General features: G+C 71.3%; 20 protein-coding genes and 1 pseudogene. 4 read left to right on the forward strand and 17 right to left on the reverse strand.

Annotation, left to right across the window (positions count from 1 at the left end; all coding sequences use genetic code 11):
- Together ACLU3S_RS20920 and ACLU3S_RS20925 are read left to right on the forward strand one after the other, a co-directional pair.
- Nucleotides 1-309: sensor histidine kinase (locus ACLU3S_RS20920; RefSeq protein WP_413953438.1), on the forward strand; the 309-nt coding region annotated here is incomplete at its 5' end.
- Nucleotides 306-931: pseudogene (locus tag ACLU3S_RS20925) on the forward strand (response regulator). The gene ACLU3S_RS20920 and the pseudogene ACLU3S_RS20925, both read left to right, overlap by 4 nt.
- Nucleotides 932-978: 47 nt before the next feature.
- Here the strand turns inward: ACLU3S_RS20925 and hisS are convergent.
- Complete coding sequence (gene hisS / locus ACLU3S_RS20930) at nt 979-2,241, reverse strand: histidine--tRNA ligase (RefSeq protein ID WP_413953439.1); 1,263 nt, start codon at nt 2,239-2,241, stop codon at nt 979-981.
- A gap of 13 nt (nt 2,242-2,254) precedes the next feature.
- Entirely contained in the window at nt 2,255-2,962 is a 708-nt protein-coding gene (locus ACLU3S_RS20935; protein ID WP_413953440.1) for an MBL fold metallo-hydrolase, read from the reverse strand.
- Nucleotides 2,963-3,132: 170 nt separating this feature from the next.
- Between ACLU3S_RS20935 and ACLU3S_RS20940 the strand changes: the two genes are divergently transcribed.
- Together ACLU3S_RS20940 and ACLU3S_RS20945 are read left to right on the forward strand one after the other, a co-directional pair.
- Nucleotides 3,133-3,954 (forward strand): peptidylprolyl isomerase, encoded by an 822-nt coding sequence (locus ACLU3S_RS20940; protein WP_413953441.1) that lies wholly within the window; start codon nt 3,133-3,135, stop codon nt 3,952-3,954.
- A 154-nt stretch (nt 3,955-4,108) separates the two neighbouring features.
- Nucleotides 4,109-5,338 carry a DUF349 domain-containing protein gene (locus ACLU3S_RS20945; RefSeq protein ID WP_413953442.1) on the forward strand — a complete coding sequence of 410 codons (1,230 nt, stop codon included), beginning with the start codon at nt 4,109-4,111 and terminating at the stop codon, nt 5,336-5,338.
- 83 nt (nt 5,339-5,421) lie between these two features.
- On the opposite strand, the gene ACLU3S_RS20950 is transcribed toward ACLU3S_RS20945, so the two are convergent.
- The 15 genes from ACLU3S_RS20950 to pgsA all read right to left on the reverse strand — a co-directional run bounded on the left by ACLU3S_RS20950 (nt 5,422) and on the right by pgsA (nt 20,860).
- Nucleotides 5,422-7,956: a RelA/SpoT family protein gene (locus tag ACLU3S_RS20950; protein ID WP_413953443.1), complete on the reverse strand. Its 2,535-nt coding sequence runs from the start codon at nt 7,954-7,956 to the stop codon at nt 5,422-5,424.
- A gap of 301 nt (nt 7,957-8,257) precedes the next feature.
- Nucleotides 8,258-8,797 carry an adenine phosphoribosyltransferase gene (locus ACLU3S_RS20955; protein ID WP_413953444.1) on the reverse strand — a complete coding sequence of 180 codons (540 nt, stop codon included), beginning with the start codon at nt 8,795-8,797 and terminating at the stop codon, nt 8,258-8,260.
- Nucleotides 8,794-9,897 (reverse strand): protein translocase subunit SecF, encoded by a 1,104-nt coding sequence (gene secF / locus ACLU3S_RS20960; protein WP_413953445.1) that lies wholly within the window; start codon nt 9,895-9,897, stop codon nt 8,794-8,796. Before secF ends, ACLU3S_RS20955 begins: the two co-directional genes overlap by 4 nt.
- Before the next feature lie 3 nt (nt 9,898-9,900).
- Entirely contained in the window at nt 9,901-11,688 is a 1,788-nt protein-coding gene (gene secD, locus ACLU3S_RS20965; protein WP_413953446.1) for a protein translocase subunit SecD, read from the reverse strand.
- Nucleotides 11,689-11,831: 143 nt separating this feature from the next.
- Nucleotides 11,832-12,332, reverse strand: coding sequence for a preprotein translocase subunit YajC (yajC, locus tag ACLU3S_RS20970; RefSeq protein ID WP_413953447.1), 501 nt, complete (start codon nt 12,330-12,332; stop codon nt 11,832-11,834).
- A 211-nt stretch (nt 12,333-12,543) separates the two neighbouring features.
- Nucleotides 12,544-13,614: a Holliday junction branch migration DNA helicase RuvB gene (ruvB, locus tag ACLU3S_RS20975; protein WP_413953448.1), complete on the reverse strand. Its 1,071-nt coding sequence runs from the start codon at nt 13,612-13,614 to the stop codon at nt 12,544-12,546.
- Between the two features lie 24 nt (nt 13,615-13,638).
- On the reverse strand, nt 13,639-14,244 hold the full coding sequence (ruvA, locus tag ACLU3S_RS20980) for a Holliday junction branch migration protein RuvA (RefSeq protein WP_413953449.1): 606 nt from the start codon (nt 14,242-14,244) through the stop codon (nt 13,639-13,641).
- The gene (gene ruvC / locus ACLU3S_RS20985) at nt 14,241-14,780 is read right to left on the reverse strand and encodes a crossover junction endodeoxyribonuclease RuvC (protein ID WP_413953450.1); all 540 of its coding nucleotides are present in this window, start codon (nt 14,778-14,780) and stop codon (nt 14,241-14,243) included. Before ruvC ends, ruvA begins: the two co-directional genes overlap by 4 nt.
- Before the next feature lie 135 nt (nt 14,781-14,915).
- On the reverse strand, nt 14,916-15,668 hold the full coding sequence (locus ACLU3S_RS20990; protein ID WP_413953451.1) for a YebC/PmpR family DNA-binding transcriptional regulator: 753 nt from the start codon (nt 15,666-15,668) through the stop codon (nt 14,916-14,918).
- A 48-nt stretch (nt 15,669-15,716) separates the two neighbouring features.
- Nucleotides 15,717-16,322, reverse strand: a complete 606-nt coding sequence (gene pdxT / locus ACLU3S_RS20995) for a pyridoxal 5'-phosphate synthase glutaminase subunit PdxT (RefSeq protein ID WP_413953452.1) — start codon at nt 16,320-16,322, stop codon at nt 15,717-15,719.
- 43 nt (nt 16,323-16,365) lie between these two features.
- Nucleotides 16,366-17,271 carry a pyridoxal 5'-phosphate synthase lyase subunit PdxS gene (gene pdxS / locus ACLU3S_RS21000; protein ID WP_351559350.1) on the reverse strand — a complete coding sequence of 302 codons (906 nt, stop codon included), beginning with the start codon at nt 17,269-17,271 and terminating at the stop codon, nt 16,366-16,368.
- A 125-nt stretch (nt 17,272-17,396) separates the two neighbouring features.
- Nucleotides 17,397-17,939, reverse strand: a complete 543-nt coding sequence (locus tag ACLU3S_RS21005; protein WP_413953453.1) for a hypothetical protein — start codon at nt 17,937-17,939, stop codon at nt 17,397-17,399.
- A gap of 175 nt (nt 17,940-18,114) precedes the next feature.
- A complete protein-coding gene (locus tag ACLU3S_RS21010) occupies nt 18,115-19,275 on the reverse strand; it encodes a glycosyltransferase family 4 protein (protein WP_413953454.1) in 1,161 nt (386 codons plus the stop codon).
- Entirely contained in the window at nt 19,272-20,180 is a 909-nt protein-coding gene (locus ACLU3S_RS21015) for a phosphatidylinositol mannoside acyltransferase (protein ID WP_413953455.1), read from the reverse strand. The genes ACLU3S_RS21010 and ACLU3S_RS21015 overlap by 4 nt, the downstream gene beginning before the upstream one ends.
- Nucleotides 20,177-20,860 carry a phosphatidylinositol phosphate synthase gene (pgsA, locus tag ACLU3S_RS21020; protein WP_413953456.1) on the reverse strand — a complete coding sequence of 228 codons (684 nt, stop codon included), beginning with the start codon at nt 20,858-20,860 and terminating at the stop codon, nt 20,177-20,179. The genes ACLU3S_RS21015 and pgsA overlap by 4 nt, the downstream gene beginning before the upstream one ends.
- Between the last annotated feature and the right edge of the window lie 258 nt (nt 20,861-21,118).

The raw sequence follows: 21,118 nt of genomic DNA on the forward strand, positions 1-21,118 counted from the left end.
GCCGGGGTCGAGGTGGTGGCGCTGCGCGCCTGCCAGGAGGCGCTGACCAACGCACGCAAGCACGCGGGGAGTTCGGCGGACGTCGGGGTCCGGCTCGGCTACGGCGACGACGCGCTGACCCTCCGCGTCCGCGACGGCGGCCCCGGCTTCGACCCCGCCGGCGTGTCCGGCGGCTACGGCCTGGCGGGGCTGCGCGCCCGGGCCGCCGAGGTGGGCGGGACGGTGTCGGTGCGCAGCGCCCCGGGCGCCGGGACGACGGTGACCGTGCGCCTGCCCGTACCCGACGCCGTGCGGGGTGAGACCGCGTGATCCGGATCGTCCTGGCCGACGACCATCCCGTCGTCCGCGAGGGACTGCGCGCGATGCTGAGTGCCGAGCCGGACCTGGAGGTGGTCGCGGACGCCGCGAGCGGGCCGCGGGCGGAGGCGCTGGCCGCGGAACTGCGGCCGGACATCGTGCTGATGGATCTGCGGATGCCGGACGGCGACGGCGTCGACTCGATCGTGCGGATGAGCGCGGCCGGGCTGCCGTGCCGGGTGATCGTGCTGACGACGTACGAGACGGACCGGGACATCCTGCGGGCCGTGGAGGCGGGCGCCGCGGGCTATCTGCTGAAGGACCTGCCGCGCCGCGAACTGGCCGACGCGGTACGGGCCGCGGCGCGCGGCGAGACGGTCCTGGCCCCGTCCGTGGCCGCCCGCCTGGTGACCGCCTGCGCGCCAGGCCGGAACGGCCCCGCCTGTCCGACCGCGAGACCGCCGTGCTCCGCCTGGTGGCCGACGGCTGCACCAACGCCGAGATCGGCCGCCGCCTGTTCATCGGCGAGTCGACGGTGAAGACCCATCTGCTGCGCATCTTCGGCAAGTTGGGCGTGGACGACCGTACGGCGGCCGTGACGAGTGCGCTGCGGCACGGCTTGCTCGACCCATGAGAAAGGGCGCCGGAGAGCCCGGCGCCCTTCTCGCGCGTCGGCCGGACTCAGCCGAGCCGCGCCTCGAGTTCGGCCACGATCTCGTTCACACCGACCGCCGTCTGCTCGCCGGACGCCATGTCCTTGAGCTGCACGACGCCCTCGGCGAGGTCGCGCTCGCCGGCGACGATCGCGTACCGCGCGCCGCTGCGGTTGGCGTTCTTCATCGCGCCCTTCAGGCCCTTGCCGCCGTAGCAGAAGTCGGCCGCGATGCCGACCTTGCGCATCTCGGTGACCTTCGCGAACAGCACACGGCGGGCCTCCTCGCCGAGCGGCACCGCGTAGACGGACGTGACGGACGGGAGGTCCAGCTCGATGCCCTCCGCCTCCAGGGCGAGGACCGTGCGGTCCACGCCGAGTGCCCAGCCGACCGACGGCAGCGCGGGGCCGCCGATCATCTCGGACAGGCCGTCGTACCGTCCGCCGCCGCCCACCGCCGACTGCGAGCCGAGGCCGTCGTGCACGAACTCGAAGGTGGTACGGGTGTAGTAGTCCAGGCCGCGCACCAGCTTCGGGTCGTCCTCGAATGCGACGCCCGCCGCCGTGATCAGGTCGCGGACCTCCTCGTGGTACGCCTTGCAGGCGTCGCACAGGTAGTCGCGCAGCAGCGGGGCGCCGGTCAGCTGCTTCTGCACCGACTCGCGCTTGTCGTCGAGAACCCGCAGCGGGTTGATGTCGACACGCCGGCGCGTGTCCTCGTCGAGGTCCAGGCCGCGCAGGAAGTCCTGCAGCGCGCTCCGGTACAGCGGACGGCACTCCTTGTCGCCCAGGCTGTTGAGCAGGATGCGGAAGTTGCTCAGGCCCAGCGAGCGGTACGCCTGGTCGGCGAGGATGATCAGCTCGGCGTCCAGGGCCGGGTCCTCCGCGCCGATCGCCTCGGCGCCGACCTGGGAGAAGTGGCGGTAACGGCCCTTCTGGGGGCGCTCGTAGCGGTAGTACGAACCGGAGTACCACAGCTTGACCGGGAGGTTGCCCGACTTGTGCAGGTTGGCCTGCAGGGCCGCGCGCAGCACGGAGGCCGTGCCCTCGGGGCGCAGGGCGAGTCTGGTGCCGCCCTTGGTCTCGAAGGCGTACATCTCCTTGGTGACGATGTCGGTGGACTCGCCGACACCGCGCGCGAACAGCTCGACGTTCTCGAATCCGGGCGTCTCGATGTAGCCGTAGCCGGAGTTGCGCAGCGGGGCCGCGATCGCCTCGCGGACCGCCAGGTACTTGGCCGAGTCCGGCGGGATCAGGTCGTAGGTGCCCTTCGGGGCCTGGAAGGTGCTCACGGAAGCTCTCTCGTCACATTCCTCGTCGGGGAGCCGCGGAGGCTCCCTGGCCGGCGGCCACCTGCCGCAGATAGGGGTTGGTGGCGCGCTCCTGGCCGATGGTCGTCTGGGGGCCGTGGCCGGACAGCACCACGGTGGAGTCGTCGAGCGGCAGGCACACACGGGCCAGCGACTCGAGCATGTCCTCCATGGATCCGCCCGGCAGGTCGGTGCGTCCGATGGAGCCGGCGAACAGCAGATCCCCGGAGAAGAACACCGACGGGACGTCGGCGCTCTCGGGCATCCGGAAGGTCACCGACCCCTTGGTATGGCCCGGCGCGTGCGCGACGGAGAACTCCAGTCCGGCCAGCTCCAGCTTCGTGCCGTCGGCCAGCTCCCTGACGTCGTCCGGCTCCCCCACGGTCAGCTCCCCCATCAGCGGCATGCCGATGGACCGGCCGAGCGCCTTCTCGGGGTCGGTCAGCATGTACCGGTCCTCGGGGTGGATCCAGGCCGGCACGTCGTGGGCGCCGCACACCGGGACGACCGAGGCGACGTGGTCGATGTGGCCGTGGGTGAGAACGACGGCGACGGGCTTGAGCCGATGCTTCTGGAGTGCTTCCTCGACGCCGTCGGCGGCCTGGTGGCCGGGGTCGATGATCACGCACTCCTCACCAGGGGCGGGGGCGACGAGGTAGCAGTTCGTCCCCCAGGCCCCGGCGGGGAACCCGGCAATGAGCACGATCGTCCTTCGCTTTGGTCGGCTACGGGCGGCTTGCGCCGCAGTCAGAGCCTACCGGCGGTGCCGTTTCCTCAGCGAACCCATATACCGTACGGGGCTACACGCGGTGGTCGGCTCACAAGGACGCACGCGTACCGCCCGACACACGACACGCATGAGGAGAGAACCCGGTGGTCAGCCAGGAGCAGCGGCGGCGTCAGCTCGCCCGGGAGAAGTTCTTGCGGCAGCAGCAGCGGCGCACCGAGGCGCGGCGCAAGGCCCGCCTGCGCAACTCCGTGATCGCGTCGGTACTGGGCGTGGTGGTGATCGGCAGTGTCGCCCTGTACACGACCGGGGTGCTGAAGAACGACGACAAGAAGACCAACGCGAGCGCCGAGACCACGCCCAGCGCCGCGCCCACCAGCAAGGCCCCGGACCCGTGCCAGAAGCCGGCGCCGGGCTCGGTGAAGAAGCTGAGCTGGAAGAAGGAGCCGGCGATGACGATCGACACGTCGGCGAAGTACACGATGAAGCTCGCGACGACGTGCGGTGACATCGACATCGCGCTGAAGACGGCGGCGGCCCCGCACACGGTCAACTCGTTCGACTTCCTGGCGGGCCAGGGCTTCTTCGACCACACCAAGTGCCACCGCCTGACCACGCAGGGCATCTACGTGCTCCAGTGCGGCGACCCGTCGGGCACCGGCAGCGGCGGCCCGGGCTACACGATCCCGGACGAGAACCTGAAGGACAAAAGCCTGAAGGCCAACAGCTATCCGGCGGGCACCGTCGCGATGGCCAACACCGGTCAGAAGCACTCCGGCGGCAGCCAGTTCTTCCTGGTCTACAAGGACAGCCCGCTGCCGCCCAACTACACCCCGTTCGGCACGATCGACGCGGCCGGCCTGAAGGTGCTCGACAAGATCGCCGCGGCGGGCGAGAGCACGGGCGCGGGTGACGGTGCGCCCAACGCGACCGTTGTGATCAACAAGGCGACCGTCACGAAGTCCTGACGCCGCCGGACGCACGAGAACGGCCAACTGCGGAATTTCGGTCGCGCGGGATGCGGACAGGGAACCCGCTGGTCGCCTATGTTGGCCGTGACGAAACTGTGGACGATGCCCGGGGCACAGTGACCCCCCGCAGGCATCATGTGGAGGAGGCGCTGTGAGCAGCGACCCGTGGGGCCGCGTCGACGAGACGGGGACCGTGTACGTGCGTACGGCCGACGGCGAGCAGGTCGTCGGATCCTGGGCGGCCGGCTCCCCCGAGGAAGCGTTGGCCTACTTCGAGCGCAAGTACGAGGGCCTGGTTGTCGAGATCGGCCTCCTCGAGAAGCGGGTGCAGACCACCGACCTGTCGGCGAAGGACGCCCAGGCGGCCATCGACCACCTGCGCGAGCAGGTGGACGCGCACCACGCGGTCGGCGACCTGGACGCCCTGCGCAAGCGGCTGGACCGGCTGGTGGAGACCGTCGAGGCGCGCCGCGAGCAGCGCAAGGCGCAGCGGGCGAGGCAGTCGGACGAGGCCCGCAGGGCCAAGGAGGCGCTGGTCGAGGAGGCGGAGCAGCTGGCGCAGTCCGACCAGTGGCGGGCCGCCGGTGAGCGGCTGCGGGCGCTGGTGGACACCTGGAAGGGGCTGCCGCGCCTGGACCGCAAGTCCGACGACGAACTGTGGCACCGCTTCTCGCACGCCCGCTCGGCGTTCTCCAAGCGGCGCAAGGCGCACTTCGCGCAGCTGGACGCGCAGCGCGAGGAGGCCCGCCGGACCAAGGAGCGGCTGGTCGCCGAGGCCGAGGCGCTGTCGGGCTCCACGGACTGGGGCCCGACCGCGGCCCGTTACCGCGAGCTGATGGCGGAGTGGAAGGCAGCGGGCCGCGCCCAGCGCGAGCACGAGGACGACCTGTGGAACCGTTTCCGCGGTGCCCAGGACGTGTTCTTCGCCGCGCGCAGCTCGGTGTTCGCCGAGCGGGACGCGGAGCAGGCCGAGAACCTGAAGCTGAAGGAGGAGCTGGCCGAGGAGGCCGAGAAGCTCCTGCCGATCACGGATCTCAAGGCCGCCCGGGCCGCCTTCCGTTCGATCAACGAGCGCTGGGAGGCCATCGGCCACGTCCCGCGGGACGCGCGTCCGAAGGTCGAGGGCCGGATGCACACGGTCGAGCGGGCGATCCAGGAGGCCGAGGAGGCCGAGTGGCGCCGGACGAACCCGGAGGCGCGTGCGCGCGCCGAGGGTCTGACCGGGCAGCTCCAGGCCGCCGTGGACAAGCTGAGGACCCAGATCGAGCAGGCCCGCACCCAGGGCAACAACGCCAAGGCCGACAAGCTGGAGAGGGAGCTGGAGGGCCGCCAGGCGCTCCTGGACCAGGCGCTGAAGGGCCTGCAGGAGTTCGGCGGCTGATCGCCCCACCACGCATGTGAGAGGGCCCCGTACGCGCGTACGGGGCCCTCTCACATGCGGTGCGCAGTCGGTACGACCGCGGCCTACGACCGGGTGCGCCCCGACGTCACGCGGTACACGTCGTACACGCCCTCCACGCCCCGTACGGCCTTCAGGACGTGGCCCAGGTGCTTCGGGTCGCCCATCTCGAAGGTGAAGCGCGAGGTGGCGACGCGGTCGCGGGAGGTCTGGACGGCCGCGGAGAGGATGTTGACGTGCTGGTCGGACAGGACGCGGGTGACGTCCGACAGCAGGCGGGAGCGATCCAGGGCCTCCACCTGGATGGCGACCAGGAAGACGGAGGACTGGGTGGGCGCCCACTCGACGTCGAGGATGCGTTCCGGCTCGCGGGAGAGCGACTCGACGTTGACGCAGTCGCTTCGGTGAACCGACACGCCGCTGCCGCGGGTGACGAAGCCGATGATCGGGTCGCCGGGCACGGGCGTGCAGCAGCGGGCCAGCTTCACCCACACGTCCTCGACGCCCTTGACGACGACGCCCGGGTCGGCGCTGGAGCGGCGCTTGCGGCCGCGGCTGCGGGACGGCGGGACCGTCTCGTCGATCTCCTCGGTGGCGGCCTCCTCGCCGCCCAGGGCCTGGACGAGCTTCTGCACGATGTTCTGCGCGGAGACGTGCCCCTCGCCGATCGCCGCGTACAGCGCGGAGATGTCCGAGTAGCGCATCTCGTGCGCGAGCGTGACCAGGGAGTCGCCGGTGAGGATGCGCTGGATCGGCAGGTTCTGCTTGCGCATGGCCCGCACGATGGCGTCCTTGCCGTGCTCGATCGCCTCGTCGCGGCGCTCCTTGGAGAACCAGGCCCGGATCTTGTTGCGGGCGCGCGGCGACTTGACGAAGCCGAGCCAGTCGCGGGACGGTCCGGCGCCGGGTGCCTTGGAGGTGAAGACCTCCACCAAGTCGCCGTTGTCCAGGGTGGATTCGAGCGGTACGAGCCGGCCGTTGACCCGTGCCCCTATGGTGCGGTGGCCGACCTCGGTGTGGACGGCGTACGCGAAGTCCACCGGGGTGGCCCCGGCGGGCAGCGCGATCACGTCGCCCTTGGGGGTGAAGACGAAGACCTCGTTGCGCGACAGGTCGAAGCGCAGGGACTCCAGGAACTCGCCGGGGTCCTCGGTCTCCTTCTGCCAGTCCAGCAACTGCCGCAGCCACGCCATGTCGTTGATGGCGTCCTTGTCCTTCGCGGACGTCTTGGGCGCGTCGGTACGGATCTTGGAGGCGCCGGCGACGGCCTCCTGCTTGTACTTCCAGTGCGCGGCGATGCCGTACTCGGCGCGGCGGTGCATGTCGAAGGTGCGGATCTGCAGTTCGACCGGCTTGCCGTTGGGCCCGATGACCGTCGTGTGCAGCGACTGGTACATGTTGAACTTGGGCATCGCGATGTAGTCCTTGAACCGGCCGGGAACCGGGTTCCATCGCGCGTGCACGGTGCCGAGGGCGGCGTAGCAGTCCCGGACGGTGTCGACGAGGACGCGGATGCCCACCAAATCGTAGATCTCCGCGAAGTCGCGGCCGCGGACGATCATCTTCTGGTAGACGCTGTAGTAGTGCTTCGGGCGGCCGGTGACGGTGGCCTTGATGCGGGCGGCGCGGAGGTCGGCCTGGACCTCGTCGGTCACTATCGCCAGATACTCGTCGCGCTTCGGGGCGCGCTCGGCCACGAGCCGTACGATCTCGTCGTACATCTTGGGGTAGAGGATCGCGAAGGCGAGGTCCTCCAGCTCCCACTTGATGGTGTTCATGCCCAGCCGGTGCGCGAGCGGCGCGTAGATCTCCAGGGTCTCGCGCGCCTTCTTCTCCTGCTTCTCGCGCTTGAGGTAGCGCATGGTGCGCATGTTGTGCAGGCGGTCGGCGAGCTTGATGACCAGGACGCGCGGGTCCTTGGCCATGGCGACGACCATCTTGCGCACGGTCTCGGCCTGCGCGGCCTCGCCGAACTTGACCTTGTCCAGCTTGGTGACGCCGTCGACCAGCAGGGCGACGGTGTCGCCGAAGTCGCGGCGCAGCTGGTCCAGGCCGTACTCGGTGTCCTCGACGGTGTCGTGCAGCAGGCCCGCCATCAGGGTCGCCGGGTCCATCCCCAGCTCGGCGAGGATGGTGGTGACCGCGAGGGGGTGCGTGATGTAGGGGTCGCCGCTCTTGCGCTTCTGGCCGCGGTGCCAGCGCTCGGCGACCTGGTAGGCGCGCTCGATCTGGCGCAGCGTCGCGTTCTCGATCTTGGGGTCGTTGCTGCGCACTATCCGCAGCAGGGGCTCCAGGACCGGGTTGTAGGGGTTGGCGCGCTGGACGCCGAGGCGGGCGAGGCGGGCCCGGACGCGGTTGGAGGAGCCGGTGCGGCCGGGCTGGACGGAGGGCGCGCGCACCACGGGCGGCTGCACCGGGCGTTCGGTCGGGGCCGGCTTGGGGCGTGAGGCCTCGGCAGCCTTCTCCACGGGCGCCGCCTGGGCGTGCTCGACCGCCCCGCGGGTGTCGTTCTTCGTCGACACGTTCGGCGCGGGCTTGGCCGCGGGCGCCGAGGCGGGCTCGGGCTTTGCGGCGGTCAGTGGCTGGGCCTCGTCTGGCAAGAGGACTCCTCTGCGCGATCCGGGTCCCCCGGTCAGGCTCCGGACACCCCATGGTAGCGATCCTGCGCCCGGTCATCGCCTGCAGGCGAATGTGAGCACCGTTCACCAGTGGAACGCAGGGGGCCACGGCCGGATTCCGGGGGCCGTGGGCCGGGTGTTCCGGGGGGTCTGCGAGTGCCCGGCACCCGCGGACCCACACCAGGAAGCCTGCGCCGGCCGGCACGTGCACGCCCGCCGCCGCCCGGGCCCACAAACGCGAAGCGGCCCCCGGCTGTGCCGGGGACCGCTCGGGCGGGGTGGGTCAGACCTGGAGCAGTGCCTTCAGCGGCGCTTCGCCGAGGGCGGGCTCCAGGCGGGCGCGGCCGCCGAGGAAGCCCAGCTCCATGAGGACCGCCAGGCCGGAGACCTCGGCCCCGGCCCGCTGGATGAGCTGGATCGCCGCCTCGGCGGTGCCGCCGGTCGCCAGGACGTCGTCCACGATCAGGACGCGGTCCCCGGGGGACAGGTCCTCCGCGTGCACCTCGATCTCGGCCGAGCCGTACTCCAGGTCGTAGGCCTGGCGCAGGGTGGCCCCGGGCAGCTTGCCCGCCTTGCGGACCGGGATGAAGCCCATGCCGGCGCGGACGGCGACCGGCGCGCCGAGGATGAAGCCCCGGGCCTCCAGACCGACGACCTTGGTCGCGCCGGCGTTCGCGGCGACCTCGGCGAGCGCGTCGGTCAGCGCCGTGAACGCGCCCGGGTCCGCCAGGAGCGGGGTGATGTCCTTGAACATCACGCCCGGCTCCGGGTAGTCCGCCACGTCACGGATGCGGCTGAGCAGCAGCTCCTGGATGTCGGTCATCGGCGCTTCCCGGAGGACCGGCCCCGGCCCCTGCCGCGCGACGCCGGCTGGTTGCGCGGACCGACGACGGCGGGCGAGGCGTCCTCTGGCTCGTCACCGGCGGAGCGGGTCCCCGGAGCGTCCTCCTCCGTCGCGGCCTGGGCGCGCTTGGCCCTGACCCGCTTGGCGAGGGCCTTCATCGCCGGCTCGCGCTCCTTGAGGTCGGCGACGAGCGGCGTGGCGATGAAGATCGACGAGTACGCACCGGCGGCGAGGCCGACGAACAGCGACAGGGAGATGTCGTTCAGCGTGCCCGCGCCGAGGAAGCCGCCGCCGATGAAGAGCAGACCGGCGACCGGCAGCAGGGCGACGACCGTGGTGTTGATGGAGCGCACCAGGGTGCCGTTGATCGACCGGTTGGCGATGTCGCTGAAGGTGAAGCGGGTCTGCTTGGTGATGTCCTTCGTCTGCTCCTTGAGGCTGTCGAAGACGACGACCGTGTCGTAGAGCGAGTAACCGAGGATCGTCAGCAGACCGATCACCGTACCGGGCGTGACCTCGAAGCCCACCAGGGCGTAGATGCCGGTCGTGATGGTGATGTCGTGGATCAGCGCGACCAGGGCCGCGACCGCCATCCGCCACTCGAAGGCGATCGCCAGGTAGATCACGACGAGGACCATGAAGATGCCGAGGCCCTCCCAGGCCTTGTCGGCGATCTGCTGGCCCCAGCTCGGGCCGACCAGGTCCGCGTTGATCTGTTCGGAGCCGACGTTCAGGTCCTTGGCCAGCGTGTCCTTGATCGCGTCGGACTTGCCGGTGTCGATCCCGGCGATCTGGATGCGCAGTGCGCCGGTGCCGAGCTTCTGCACCACGGCGTCGTGACCGGAGGCCTGCACGGCGTACTGCTCGGCCTGGGCCACCGAGACGCTGGTCTTGGGGGTGGTGAAGACCGCTCCGCCCTGGAACTCGATGCCCATGTTCAGGCCGCGCACCGCCAGGCCGACGATGGCCGTGATGGTGATCAGGATGGAGATGCCGTACCAGATCCTGCGTTTGCCGACGAAGTCGTAGCTGATCTCGCCGCGGTGCAGTCGAGCGCCGATGTTGCCGAGTTTCGACATCGCTCAGGCCTCCTTCGGGTCGACAGGGCCGGCGGTCGGACCGGCGGGACGGCGGGTGCGGCGCAGCGGCGGCTTGGCGCCCAGGCTCTTCGGGTCGAGCCCGGACCACTTGTGGCCGTTCGCGAAGAACTTGCGGCGGGCGAGGAGCGTCATGAGCGGCTTGGTGAACAGGAAGACGACGACCACGTCCAGGAGGGTGGTCAGGCCGAGCGTGAACGCGAAGCCCTGCACCTTGCCGACGGTCACGATGAACAGGACGGCGGCGGCCAGGAACGACACGAAGTCGGAGACCAGGATGGTGCGCCGGGCGCGCGGCCAGGCCCGCTCGACCGCGGGGCGCAGCGTGCGGCCCTCACGGATCTCGTCCCGGATGCGTTCGAAGTAGACGATGAACGAGTCGGCGGTGATACCGATGGCGACGATGGCGCCGCAGACCGCCGGCAGGTTCAGCGCGAAATGGATGGTCGGGCCGAGCAAGGCCATGATCACGTAGGTGAGGATCGCGGAGACGCTCAGGGACGCGACGGCGACGAGCGACAGACCGCGGTAGTACAGCACGAGGTAGATGATCACCAGGGCCAGGCCGATCGCGCCGGCGATGAGGCCCGCATGGAGCTGCTCGCCACCCAGCGCGGCGGTCACCGTGGTGACGCTGGACTCCTTGAAGGTCAGCGGGAGCGCTCCGTACGACAGCATGTTGGCGAGGCTCTGCGCCTCCTGCTGGGTGAAGCTGCCCGAGATCTCCGCGTTGCCGCCGGTGATGGCCGTCTGCACGAACGGGTGGGAGACCACCTGGTCGTCGAGGACGATCGCGAACTCGTTCTGCGGCTGGGGCTTCTGGGCCAGCTGACCGGTGATGTCGGCGAACTTGCTGGCGCCCTTGGAGTCGAAGGTCATCTGGACCTGCCAGCCGCTGGCGCCCTGGGTGTCGAAGACGGCCTGGGCCTTCTTCACCTCCTGGCCGTCGACCGCGACCGGTCCGAGCAGAAACTTGCTCCAGACCTTGCCGTCCTTGCCACAGGCAACGGTGGGCTCACCGGGCTTGGCGCCCTTGCCGGCGCTGGACTGCTCGGCGGGCTTGGTGCAGTCGAGGGCGGCGTAGCGGGCCTGGAGGTCGGTGGAGGCGTTGCTCGCCGAGGGTGAGGGAGTAGCCGACGGCTTGGCGCTGCCGGAGGCGGACGCGCTCGGCGAGGGGCTGGAGCCGGCCTTCAGAGCGTCGGTGACGGCACGGCCCTGAGAGGTGGGCGTCGCCGTGGGAGATGCGGTGGAGGACGAGGACGCCGTCGCCTTCGGGGTGGAACCGGCGGAGGGGCTGCCGCTCGGGTTCGGCGAGGAGCTGCCGCTGGGGGACGCGCTGGGCGACGGGCTCTGACCGGGGGCGCCGGAGACCTCGCGCTGCAGGACCGGGCGGAAGTACAGCTTGGCGGTGGTGCCGACCTGCTGCTGCGCCTCCTTGGAGTTCGTGCCTCGCGGGATGTTGACGATGATGTTGCGATCGCCCTGGGTCTGGACCTCCGCCTCCGACACGCCCAGACCGTTGACCCGGCGGTTCATGATGTCGACCGCGGTGTCCATGTTGGCCTTGTTGATCGCGTTGGGCTGCCCCGGCTGGTTGACCGCCGTCAGCGTGATGCTGGTTCCGCCGGCGAGGTCGATACCGAGACGGGGGGTGGGATGCCCCGAGGCGAACATTCCGCCGGTGAGCGCCGCGATGGCGATCAGGATGAGGGCCAGCGAGCGCCCCGGCTTGCTCTGGGGGCTTGCGCTCCGGCCCTTCTTAGGTGCTGCCACCTTCTCGTACTCCCTCTCGGGCCGTCTGGCGTCCGGTCGGCGCGCAGCGGCCATGACATGGTGTCGGGCTCCGGTACGGAAACGGACACGCCCGGTGGTGCGCGGGGCGTTGTGGTGCCGCGCCGCTCATCACCGGGGCGTGACTACTTCGCGTCGGAGTCGCCGTCGGTCTTCTTCGGCTCGTCGTCCGTCTTGGCCTCGGCGGCCTCGGCCGCGTCGGTGTCCTTCGCGGCGGCGTCCTTCTTACCGAGGTCGATCTTGTCGTCGGAGGCGGCGGCAGCGGATCCGTCGGTCCCGTCGGTCTCGGTGAGGGAGGAGGCGTCGTCCGGGACGATGTCGGTGTCGGACTTCAGGTCGTGCTCGATGCCGTGGACGATGCGGTTGTACTCGTCGTCGCTGAGCACGGTGCCGATCGCGTTCTTGGCGAAGAGGAGCTCGACGCCCGGTCCGGCGTCGAGGAGGACCGTGTCCTCGTTGACCTCCTTGACCGTCGCGTACATCCCCCCGATCGTGCGGACACCGGAGCCGGGCTGCATCTCGTTCCGCATCTGGGCGGCCTGCTGCTGCTTCCTCTTGGCGGAGCGCGTCATGAGGAACATGGCCGCGATGAGCACAATGAACGGGAGAAGGGTAAGCGTATTCACGGGACGGGGTTTCCTTCGCGCGACCGCGACGGAGAGCGGCCTGTTGATGGGGGTGTGGGTCGGCGCCGCCCGCAAGGGCGGCATCGGCGGAGTCTAAGCGAGTCCGCGCGCATGGAACAACGCTCAGCATGGCACCTGGGTTCCTGCCCCGGCCACTGCCCTCGCCGTCGGACGGCCCTCGTGTGGTCATCGGGCCGCTCTCGGGCCTCCCTCACGCCCCGAACAGGTCCTGTTGTCCGTTTCCCGCCGCCGTGGAGCCGGGCGGGGTGAGGCCCAGGTGCGCCCATGCGGCGGGGGTGGCGACGCGGCCGCGCGGGGTACGGGCCAGCAGGCCCTCCCGGACGAGGAACGGTTCGGCGACCTCCTCGACGGTCTCCCGCTCCTCCCCCACCGCGACGGCGAGGGTGGACAGGCCGACCGGGCCGCCGCCGAACAGCTTCAGCAGGGCCTGAAGGACCGCGCGGTCCAGCCGGTCGAGGCCGCGGGCGTCGACCTCGTACACGGCGAGGGCGGCCGCGGCGATCTCGCGGGTGACCACGCCGTCGGCCTTGACCTGCGCGTAGTCGCGGACGCGGCGCAGCAGGCGGTTGGCGATGCGGGGGGTGCCGCGGGAGCGGCCGGCGATCTCGGCGGCGCCGTCCGGCTCGATCTCGACGTCCAGCAGGTTCGCCGAGCGGTGCACGACGCGCACCAGCTCGTGCGGCTCGTAGAACTCCATGTGCGCGGTGAAGCCGAAGCGGTCGCGCAGCGGGGGCGGCAGCAGGCCCGCGCGCGTGGTGGCGCCGACCAGGGTGAACGGGGGCAGTTCGAGCGGGATGGCGGTGGCGCCGGGGCCCTTGCCGACGACGACGTCGACGCGGAAGTCCTCCATCGCCATGTACAGCATCTCCTCGGCGGGCCGGGACATGCGGTGGATCTCGTCGAGGAAGAGGACCTCGCCCTCCTGGAGGGAGGAGAGGATCGCGGCGAGGTCGCCGGCGTGCTGGATGGCGGGCCCCGAGGTGATGCGGATGGGGGCGCCCATCTCGGCCGCGATGATCATTGACAGTGTGGTCTTGCCCAGGCCGGGGGCGCCGGAGAGCAGGACGTGGTCGGCCGTGGCGCCCCGCGCGCGTGCGGCGCGCAGGACGAGGTCGAGCTGTTCGCGGACCTTCTCCTGGCCGATGAACTCGCCGAGGTCCTTGGGGCGGAGGGCGGCCTCGACGGCCTGGTCCTCCCGGTCGGCGACCGGGCCCACCAGCCGCTCGGTGGCGGAGGTGCCGGTCGTGTCGTCCCAGTTCATTGCTCTGCCTTACGACGGTCCGGGTCAGCGGGCGCGGTTCAGGGTCTGCAGGGCGGCCTTGAGCAGCCGGCCCACTTCCGGGGTGCCGGCTGCCGCCTCGGCCTGCGGGGCCACGGCGGCGACGGCCTCGTCGGCCTCCCGGGTGGCGTAGCCGAGGCCGATGAGGGCCGCGTGCAGCTGGTCGCGCCAGCCCTGGCTGACGGGCGCGCCGACGGCCGGGGCGCCGAGCGGCTCGCCGAGGCGGTCCTTCAGCTCCAGCAGGAGCTTCTGGGCGCCCTTCTTGCCGATGCCGGGGACCGCGGTGAGGGCCTTCTCGTCGCCCGTGGCGACGGCGCGGCGCAGCGCGTCCGGGGTGTGCACGGCGAGCATGGCCTGGGCCAGCCGGGGACCGACTCCGCTCGCCGTCTGGAGCAGTTCGAAGGTCTGGCGCTCGTCGTCGTCGGCGAAGCCGTACAGGGTGAGGGAGTCCTCGCGGACGACGAGGGAGGTGTGCAGCCTGGCGGGCTGCCCGACGCGGAGCGTGGACAGCGTGTTCGGCGTGCACTGGACGGCCATGCCGACACCGCCGACCTCGACGACCGCGGCGTCGGGGGCGAGCGCGGCGACCGTGCCGCTGACGAAGGCGATCATGCCGTACGGCCTTTCGTTGCCTGGGCGGTGTGCAGGGCGACGGCCTGCTGGAGCCGGTTCTGGGCGGGGGCACGCCAGATGTGGCAGATGGCGAGCGCGAGGGCGTCCGCGGCGTCGGCCGGCTTAGGCGGCGCGCTGAGCCGTAGCAGCCGGGTGACCATGGCCCCGACCTGGGCCTTGTCGGCGCGACCGCTGCCGGTGACGGCGGCCTTGACCTCGCTGGGGGTGTGCAGCGCGACGGGGAGGCCGCGGCGGGCGGCGCACAGCATGGCGACGGCACTGGCCTGGGCGGTGCCCATCACGGTGCGCACGTTGTGCTGGCTGAAGACGCGCTCGACGGCGACGTACTCGGGCCGGTGCTCGTCCAGCCACTGCTCGATGCCCTGCTCGACGGCGAGGAGGCGGTGGCCGAGGTCGGCGTCCACGGGGGTCCGCACGACCCCGACGCCGAGCAGCGTGAGCGGGCGGCCCGCGACCCCCTCGACCACCCCGACGCCGCACCGGGTCAGCCCGGGGTCCACCCCCAGTACGCGCACGCGCCCCTCCCTCCGTGACTCGATCACCTGTTTGTGCAGGCTATCGGGTGCCACTGACAACGCGGTGCACCAACGCCCGGCAACGCGACGGGCCGACGGGTCGGTCCCGTCGGCCCGGTCAGCCGGCCCCGCGCGTTACGCGTCGACCTTCTCCATGATCTCGTCGCTGACGTCGAAGTTGGCGAAGACGTTCTGCACGTCGTCGCTGTCCTCGAGCGCGTCGATGAGCTTGAAGATCTTCTTGGCGCCCTCCTCGTCCAGCTCGACCTGCATGGTCGGGACGAAGTTGGCCTCGGCGGACTCGTAGTCGATGCCCGCCTCCTGGAGGGCGGTGCGGACCGCGACCAGGTCGGTGGCCTCGCTGATGACCTCGAAGTTCTCGCCGAGGTCGTTGACCTCCTCGGCACCGGCGTCCAGGACGGCGGCGAGCACGTCGTCCTCGGTCAGCTCCCCCTTGGGGACGATGACGACGCCCTTGCGGTTGAACAGGTACGACACCGAGCCCGGGTCGGCCATGGAGCCGCCGTTGCGGGTCATGGCGACGCGGACGTCGGAGGCGGCGCGGTTGCGGTTGTCGGTGAGGCACTCGATGAGCACCGCGACGCCGTTCGGCCCGTAGCCCTCGTACATGATCGTCTCGTAGTCGGCGCCACCCGCCTCGAGGCCGCCGCCGCGTTTGATGGCGGAGTCGATGTTCTTGTTCGGAACCGACTGCTTCTTGGCCTTCTGGACGGCGTCGTAGAGAGTCGGGTTGCCGTCGAGGTCGACGCCGCCCATCCGCGCAGCGACCTCGATGTTCTTGATCAGCTTCGCGAAGAGCTTGCCGCGCTTGGCGTCGATCACGGCCTTCTTGTGCTTCGTCGTGGCCCATTTAGAGTGGCCGGACATCTGCCTGTCTCCTTCGCGTAACCAATCTCTGTACGAACGTCAGAGATCCTACAAGGACTCCGCCGCCCGGTTGGCGCGCACCATGTCGACGAACAGGGAGTGCACGCGGTGGTCGCCGGTCAGCTCCGGGTGGAACGAGGTGGCGAGCGCGTTGCCCTGGCGGACGGCGACGATGTGGCCCTCGTGCTCGGCGAGCACCTCGGCCCCGGCGCCCACGGACTCCACCCAGGGGGCGCGGATGAACACACCCTCCACAGGATCGCCCTCGACGCCCTTCACGTCGACCGCTGCCTCGAAGGACTCGTTCTGCCGCCCGAAGGCGTTGCGGCGCACGATCATGTCGATGCCGCCGATGGTCTCCTGGCCCGAGCGCGGGTCGAGGATCTTGTCGGCGAGCATGATCATGCCGGCGCAGGTGCCGTAGACGGGCATGCCGTCCCGCACGCGCGCGCGAAGGGGCTCCATCACGCCGAAGAGGACGGCCAGCTTGGAGATGGTGGTGGACTCGCCGCCGGGCAGGACGAGGCCGTCGACCTCGGCGAGTTCCTCGGGGCGCCGCACCGGCCTGGCCACGGCGTCGGCCGCGGCCAGGGCGATGAGGTGCTCCCGTACGTCGCCCTGGAGAGCCAGGACGCCTATGACAGGAGTGTTCATGGGGTTCAGTACCTGAGGTCCGTGAAGATCCGTGCCTGCGTGCTCACCAGCCGCGGTTGGCGTAGCGCTCGGTCTCGGGGAGGGTGTCGCAGTTGATGCCGACCATGGCCTCGCCGAGGTTGCGGGACGCGTCCGCGATGATCTTCGGGTCGTCGTAGAAGGTGGTGGCCTTGACGATGGCGGCGGCGCGCTTGGCCGGGTCGCCGGACTTGAAGATGCCGGAGCCGACGAACACGCCCTCGGCGCCGAGCTGACGCATCAAGGCGGCGTCGGCCGGGGTGGCCACGCCACCGGCGGAGAACAGCACCACCGGGAGCTTGCCCAGCTCGGCGACCTCCTTGACCAGCTCGTACGGGGCGCGCAGCTCCTTGGCGGCGGCGTACAGCTCGTGGTTGTCGAAGCCGCGCAGGCGGGCGATCTCGTTCTTGATCTGGCGCAGGTGGCGGACGGCCTCCACGACGTTGCCGGTGCCGGCCTCGCCCTTGGAGCGGATCATCGCGGCGCCCTCGGCGATGCGGCGCAGGGCCTCGCCCAGGTTGGTGGCACCGCACACGAACGGGGTGGTGAACGCCCACTTGTCGGAGTGGTTGACCTCGTCGGCCGGGGTGAGGACCTCGGACTCGTCGATGTAGTCCACGCCGAGGGACTGCAGCACCTGGGCCTCGACGAAGTGGCCGATGCGGGACTTGGCCATGACCGGGATCGAGACGGCGTTGATGATGCCCTCGATCATGTCGGGGTCGGACATCCGGGCCACGCCGCCGTCCTTGCGGATGTCGGCCGGGACCCGCTCCAGGGCCATGACGGCGACGGCGCCCGCGTCCTCGGCGATCTTCGCCTGCTCCGGCGTGACGACGTCCATGATCACGCCGCCCTTGAGCTGCTCGGCCATGCCGCGCTTCACGCGCGCGGTGCCGGTCTCGGGAGCCTGGTTCTCGATGGTGGACACGGGTGACCTCACTGAAAGGGAAGACGTTCTCTGCAGCGTCGAGGAAACGCGAGTGGACCAGGCCACAGCAAGGGCCAATGGAAAGCCGGTGGATCCTTTTTGCTCGCCGGGGGTGCGCGTCGCGTTCAGGGGGCCCGCTCCACGAGGGCGGCGGGCGGCTCGTCGTCCATCTCGAAGGCCAGCGGGAACGGGGCGTGGCCGGCCAGCCGGAACCAGCGGACCTTGCGGTGCTCGCGGAGGCGGCGTGCGGCCCCTACGGCGTCGTTGTGGAAGCGGCGGGCCATCGGGACCCGGCGGACCGCCTCGGCCAGCTCACGGGCCGCCTCCTCGCCTCCTGGGGCCGCCCGTACGGCCTCCACCTGGGCGGGGTCCTCGAAGACCGCGCGCAGGGCCTGGCTCAGCTCGCTCTCGGCCACCTCCCGGTGCTCCTCCTCGGCCTGCCGGGCCGCGTGCGCGGCCTCGTACAGCACGATCGAGGCGGCCGGGTCCAGCACGCCGGAGGTGGCCAGTTCCTGGGCCACCGAGGCGCGCCGCAGCAGCTGTGCGTCCAGCGCGGCCCGCGCGGCGTCCATCCGCACGTGCAGCCGGTCCAGCCGCCCGGCGGTCCAGCTCAGGTACACGCCGATCGCGACGAGCACGACGAGGATCCAGATGAGTGTTGCGGTCACGCCGGAAGGCTATCGGCTGCCGCCGAGCCGCCCTCGCGCCGATCCGGCCGGCGCTCACGGCCGCCTCGCGACAGGCCCCGCCGGACATCCGTACCGTCCGGCCTTCCGCCGCCGAGGGACATCGACCGGGCGTGGAATCCACCACCGCCCGGTTGCGGCTCGCCCGTCCCGGCCCTCAGTCCCGGGCCAGGCCGAAGCGGGCCCGCAGGCCCGTGCGTTCGTCCGTCGCCACGGCCGCCGCTCCGGCGGTCACCGTCTCGTAGACCGACAGGATGTCCGCGCCGACCGTGGACCAGTCGAAGCGGCGGACGTGGGCGCTGCCGCGCTCGCGCAGTTCGGCGCGGCGGGCCGGGTCGGCGAGGAGCCGTACGGCCGCCTCGGCCAGCGCGTCGGCGTCCTCGTTGGCGAAGACCTCGCCCGCCTTGCCCTGGTCGAGGACCTGTACGAAGGCGTCCAGGTCGGAGGCGAGCACGGGGGCGCCGGCGGACATGGCCTCGACCAGGATGATGCCGAAGCTCTCGCCCCCGGTGTTGGGCGCGACGTACAGGTCGATGCTGCGCAGGAAGCGGGCCTTGTCCTCGTCGCTGATCATGCCGAGGAACTCGACCCGGGAGCGCAGCTCGGCCGGCAGGTCCTCGACGGCGGCCTCCTCGTCCCCGCGTCCCGCGACCAGCAGCCGCGTCCCCGGCCGGGCGGCCAGGATCTTCGGCAGGGCCCGTATGAGGACGGGCAGGCCCTTGCGGGGCTCGTCGATGCGGCCGATGAAGCCGATGGTGCCGCCCTGCCACTCGGGCTTCGGCTCGGCCTTGGCGAAGAAGTCCACGTCGACGCCGTTCGGGATGACCACCGCGTCGCCGCCCAGGTGCTCGACCAGCGTGCGGCGGGCGTACTCGCTGACCGCGATGCGGGCGCTGATCTTCTCCAGGGCGGCCTGGAGGATCGCGTACGCGGCGATCATCGCGCGCGAGCGCGGGTTGGAGGTGTGAAAGGTGGCGACGATGGGGCCCTGCGCGGCCCAGCAGGTCAGCAGGCCCAGCGAGGGCGAGGTCGGCTCGTGGATGTGGACCACGTCGAAGGCGCCCTCGTGGAGCCAGCGCCGCACCCGCGCGGCGGACAGGAAGCCGAAGTTCAGGCGGGCCACCGAGCCGTTGTAGGGCACGGGGACCGCGCGCCCGGCCGAGACGACGTACGGCGGCAGCGGCGTGTCGTCGTCGGCGGGGGCGAGCACCGAGACCTCGTGGCCGAGGCGGATGAAGTACTCGGCGAGGTCGCGGATGTGGAACTGGACGCCTCCGGGCACGTCCCAGGAGTACGGGCAGACGATCCCGATTCTCACGAGGGTCCCTTCGCGGGGTCGAGGTCGGCGAGCCACAGTCGCTGGAGCATGTGCCAGTCCTCGGGGTGCTCGGCGATCCCGCCGGCGAACACGTCGGCCAGCGCCTGTGTCATCACGGACGTCTTCTCGGCCCGCGTACCGGACTCCGGTACCTCGACCGGGGGATGCACCTGTCCCTTCATGACCGGCGAGTCGTCGTACCAGAGGGTGACGGGCAGCAGCAGGGCGCCGGTCTGCTGGGCGAGCAGGGCCGGCCCCGCGGGCATCCGTGCCGTCTCGCCGAAGAAGTCGACCTCGACGCCGGAGGCGGACAGGTCGCGGTCGGCGACCAGGCAGACCAGGCCGCCGTCGCGCAGCCGCCGGGCCAGGGTGCCGAAGGCGGAGCCGCCGCTGTGCGGCAGGACCTCCATGCCGAGGCCCTCCCGGTAGGCGACGAAGCGGTCGTAGAGCGTCTCGGGCTTCAGCCGCTCGGCGACCGTCGTGAAGGGTGTCTTCAGCTTCGTGGTGACCCAGGCGCCGGCCAGGTCCCAGTTGGCCAGGTGCGGCAGCGCGAGAATCACGCCCTGCCCGGAGGCGAGCCCGTCCGTGAGGAAGTGGATGTCCTTGGGGTCGAAGCCGGCCGCGACCCGCTCGGCGCTCCAGGCCGGCAGCCGGAAGGACTCCATCCAGTAGCGCAGGTACGAACGCATCCCCGCGCGCGACAGCTGCGCGAGGCGCTCCGCAGTGGCGCCGGGCACCACGCGCGCGTAGTTGGACTCCAGGCGCTGCACGCCCTTGCCGCGCTGCCGCCAGGCGAGATCGGCGATGGCGCGGCCGAGCCCGGCCGCCACGGGTTCGGGGAGCTTCTTGACGGTGCTCCAGCCGAGCCCGTACAGCGTGTCGGTGAGCCGGTCGGCGGTGCTCACTTCGCGGCCTCGCTCCCCCGCGACGCGCTCTCCGCGCCGCCGTCGGCGGCCGCCTCGGCCTCGGCGGACTCGCGGCGTACGGTGACGACCCGCTGGACCAGTGTGACGAGGCTGCCGACGGCGACGATCCACAGGGCGATCGGCAGCAGCCACTGGATGCCCGGGACGCCGAACGTGTGCAGGCCCGCGAACCCGGCCGCGACCAGCGAGATCACCAGCCGCTCGGCGCGCTCGACGAGCCCGTTGACGGCGACCGGCAGCCCGATGGACTCGCCGCGCGCCTTGGTGTAGGACACGACCTGGCCGCTCGCCAGGCAGAAGATCGAGACCGCGCACAGGACGTTGTTGTCCCCGTTGCCGGCGTACCAGAGGGCGAAGCCGCCGAAGATGGCGCCGTCGGCGACCCGGTCCAGGGTGGAGTCCAGGAAGGCGCCCCAGCGGCTGGAGCGGCCCAGCTGGCGGGCCATGTTGCCGTCGACGAGGTCGGAGAAGACGAACAGCGTGATCACGACCGTGCCCCAGAAGAACTCGCCCCTGGGGTAGAAGACCAGCGCACCCGCGACGACCCCGGCCGTGCCGATGAGCGTGACCGTGTCGGGGCTCACGCCCCGGCGGATGAGAAACGCGGCGAACGGCGTGAGGACACGCGTGAAGAATGCACGCGCGTACTTGTTCAGCATGGCCTTCCCGACGGTCGTTGTCGCCGCGGCCCCTGCTGGCCACCGGCTGGCCCATCGTAGCCACGCGCGTGCGTGCGTGACGGCCGGGCACCCGCAGCCCGCTTTGCGAACCGGCGCGCGCCCCTGCACGCGGGGCGCGCGTGCCGCGATCGGTGCCCGTGGTCGTCCTTCGTATGGACGCAGCGTGACGGGAGTGGAAAGCTCGAAGAACCGCGGGCGTCGCCGGAGCCGCCAGTGCACGCGGGTCCCGCGTGTCCG

Origin of the sequence: Streptomyces sp. AF1A (assembly GCF_047340315.1) — a bacterium.
Classification (GTDB): domain Bacteria; phylum Actinomycetota; class Actinomycetes; order Streptomycetales; family Streptomycetaceae; genus Streptomyces.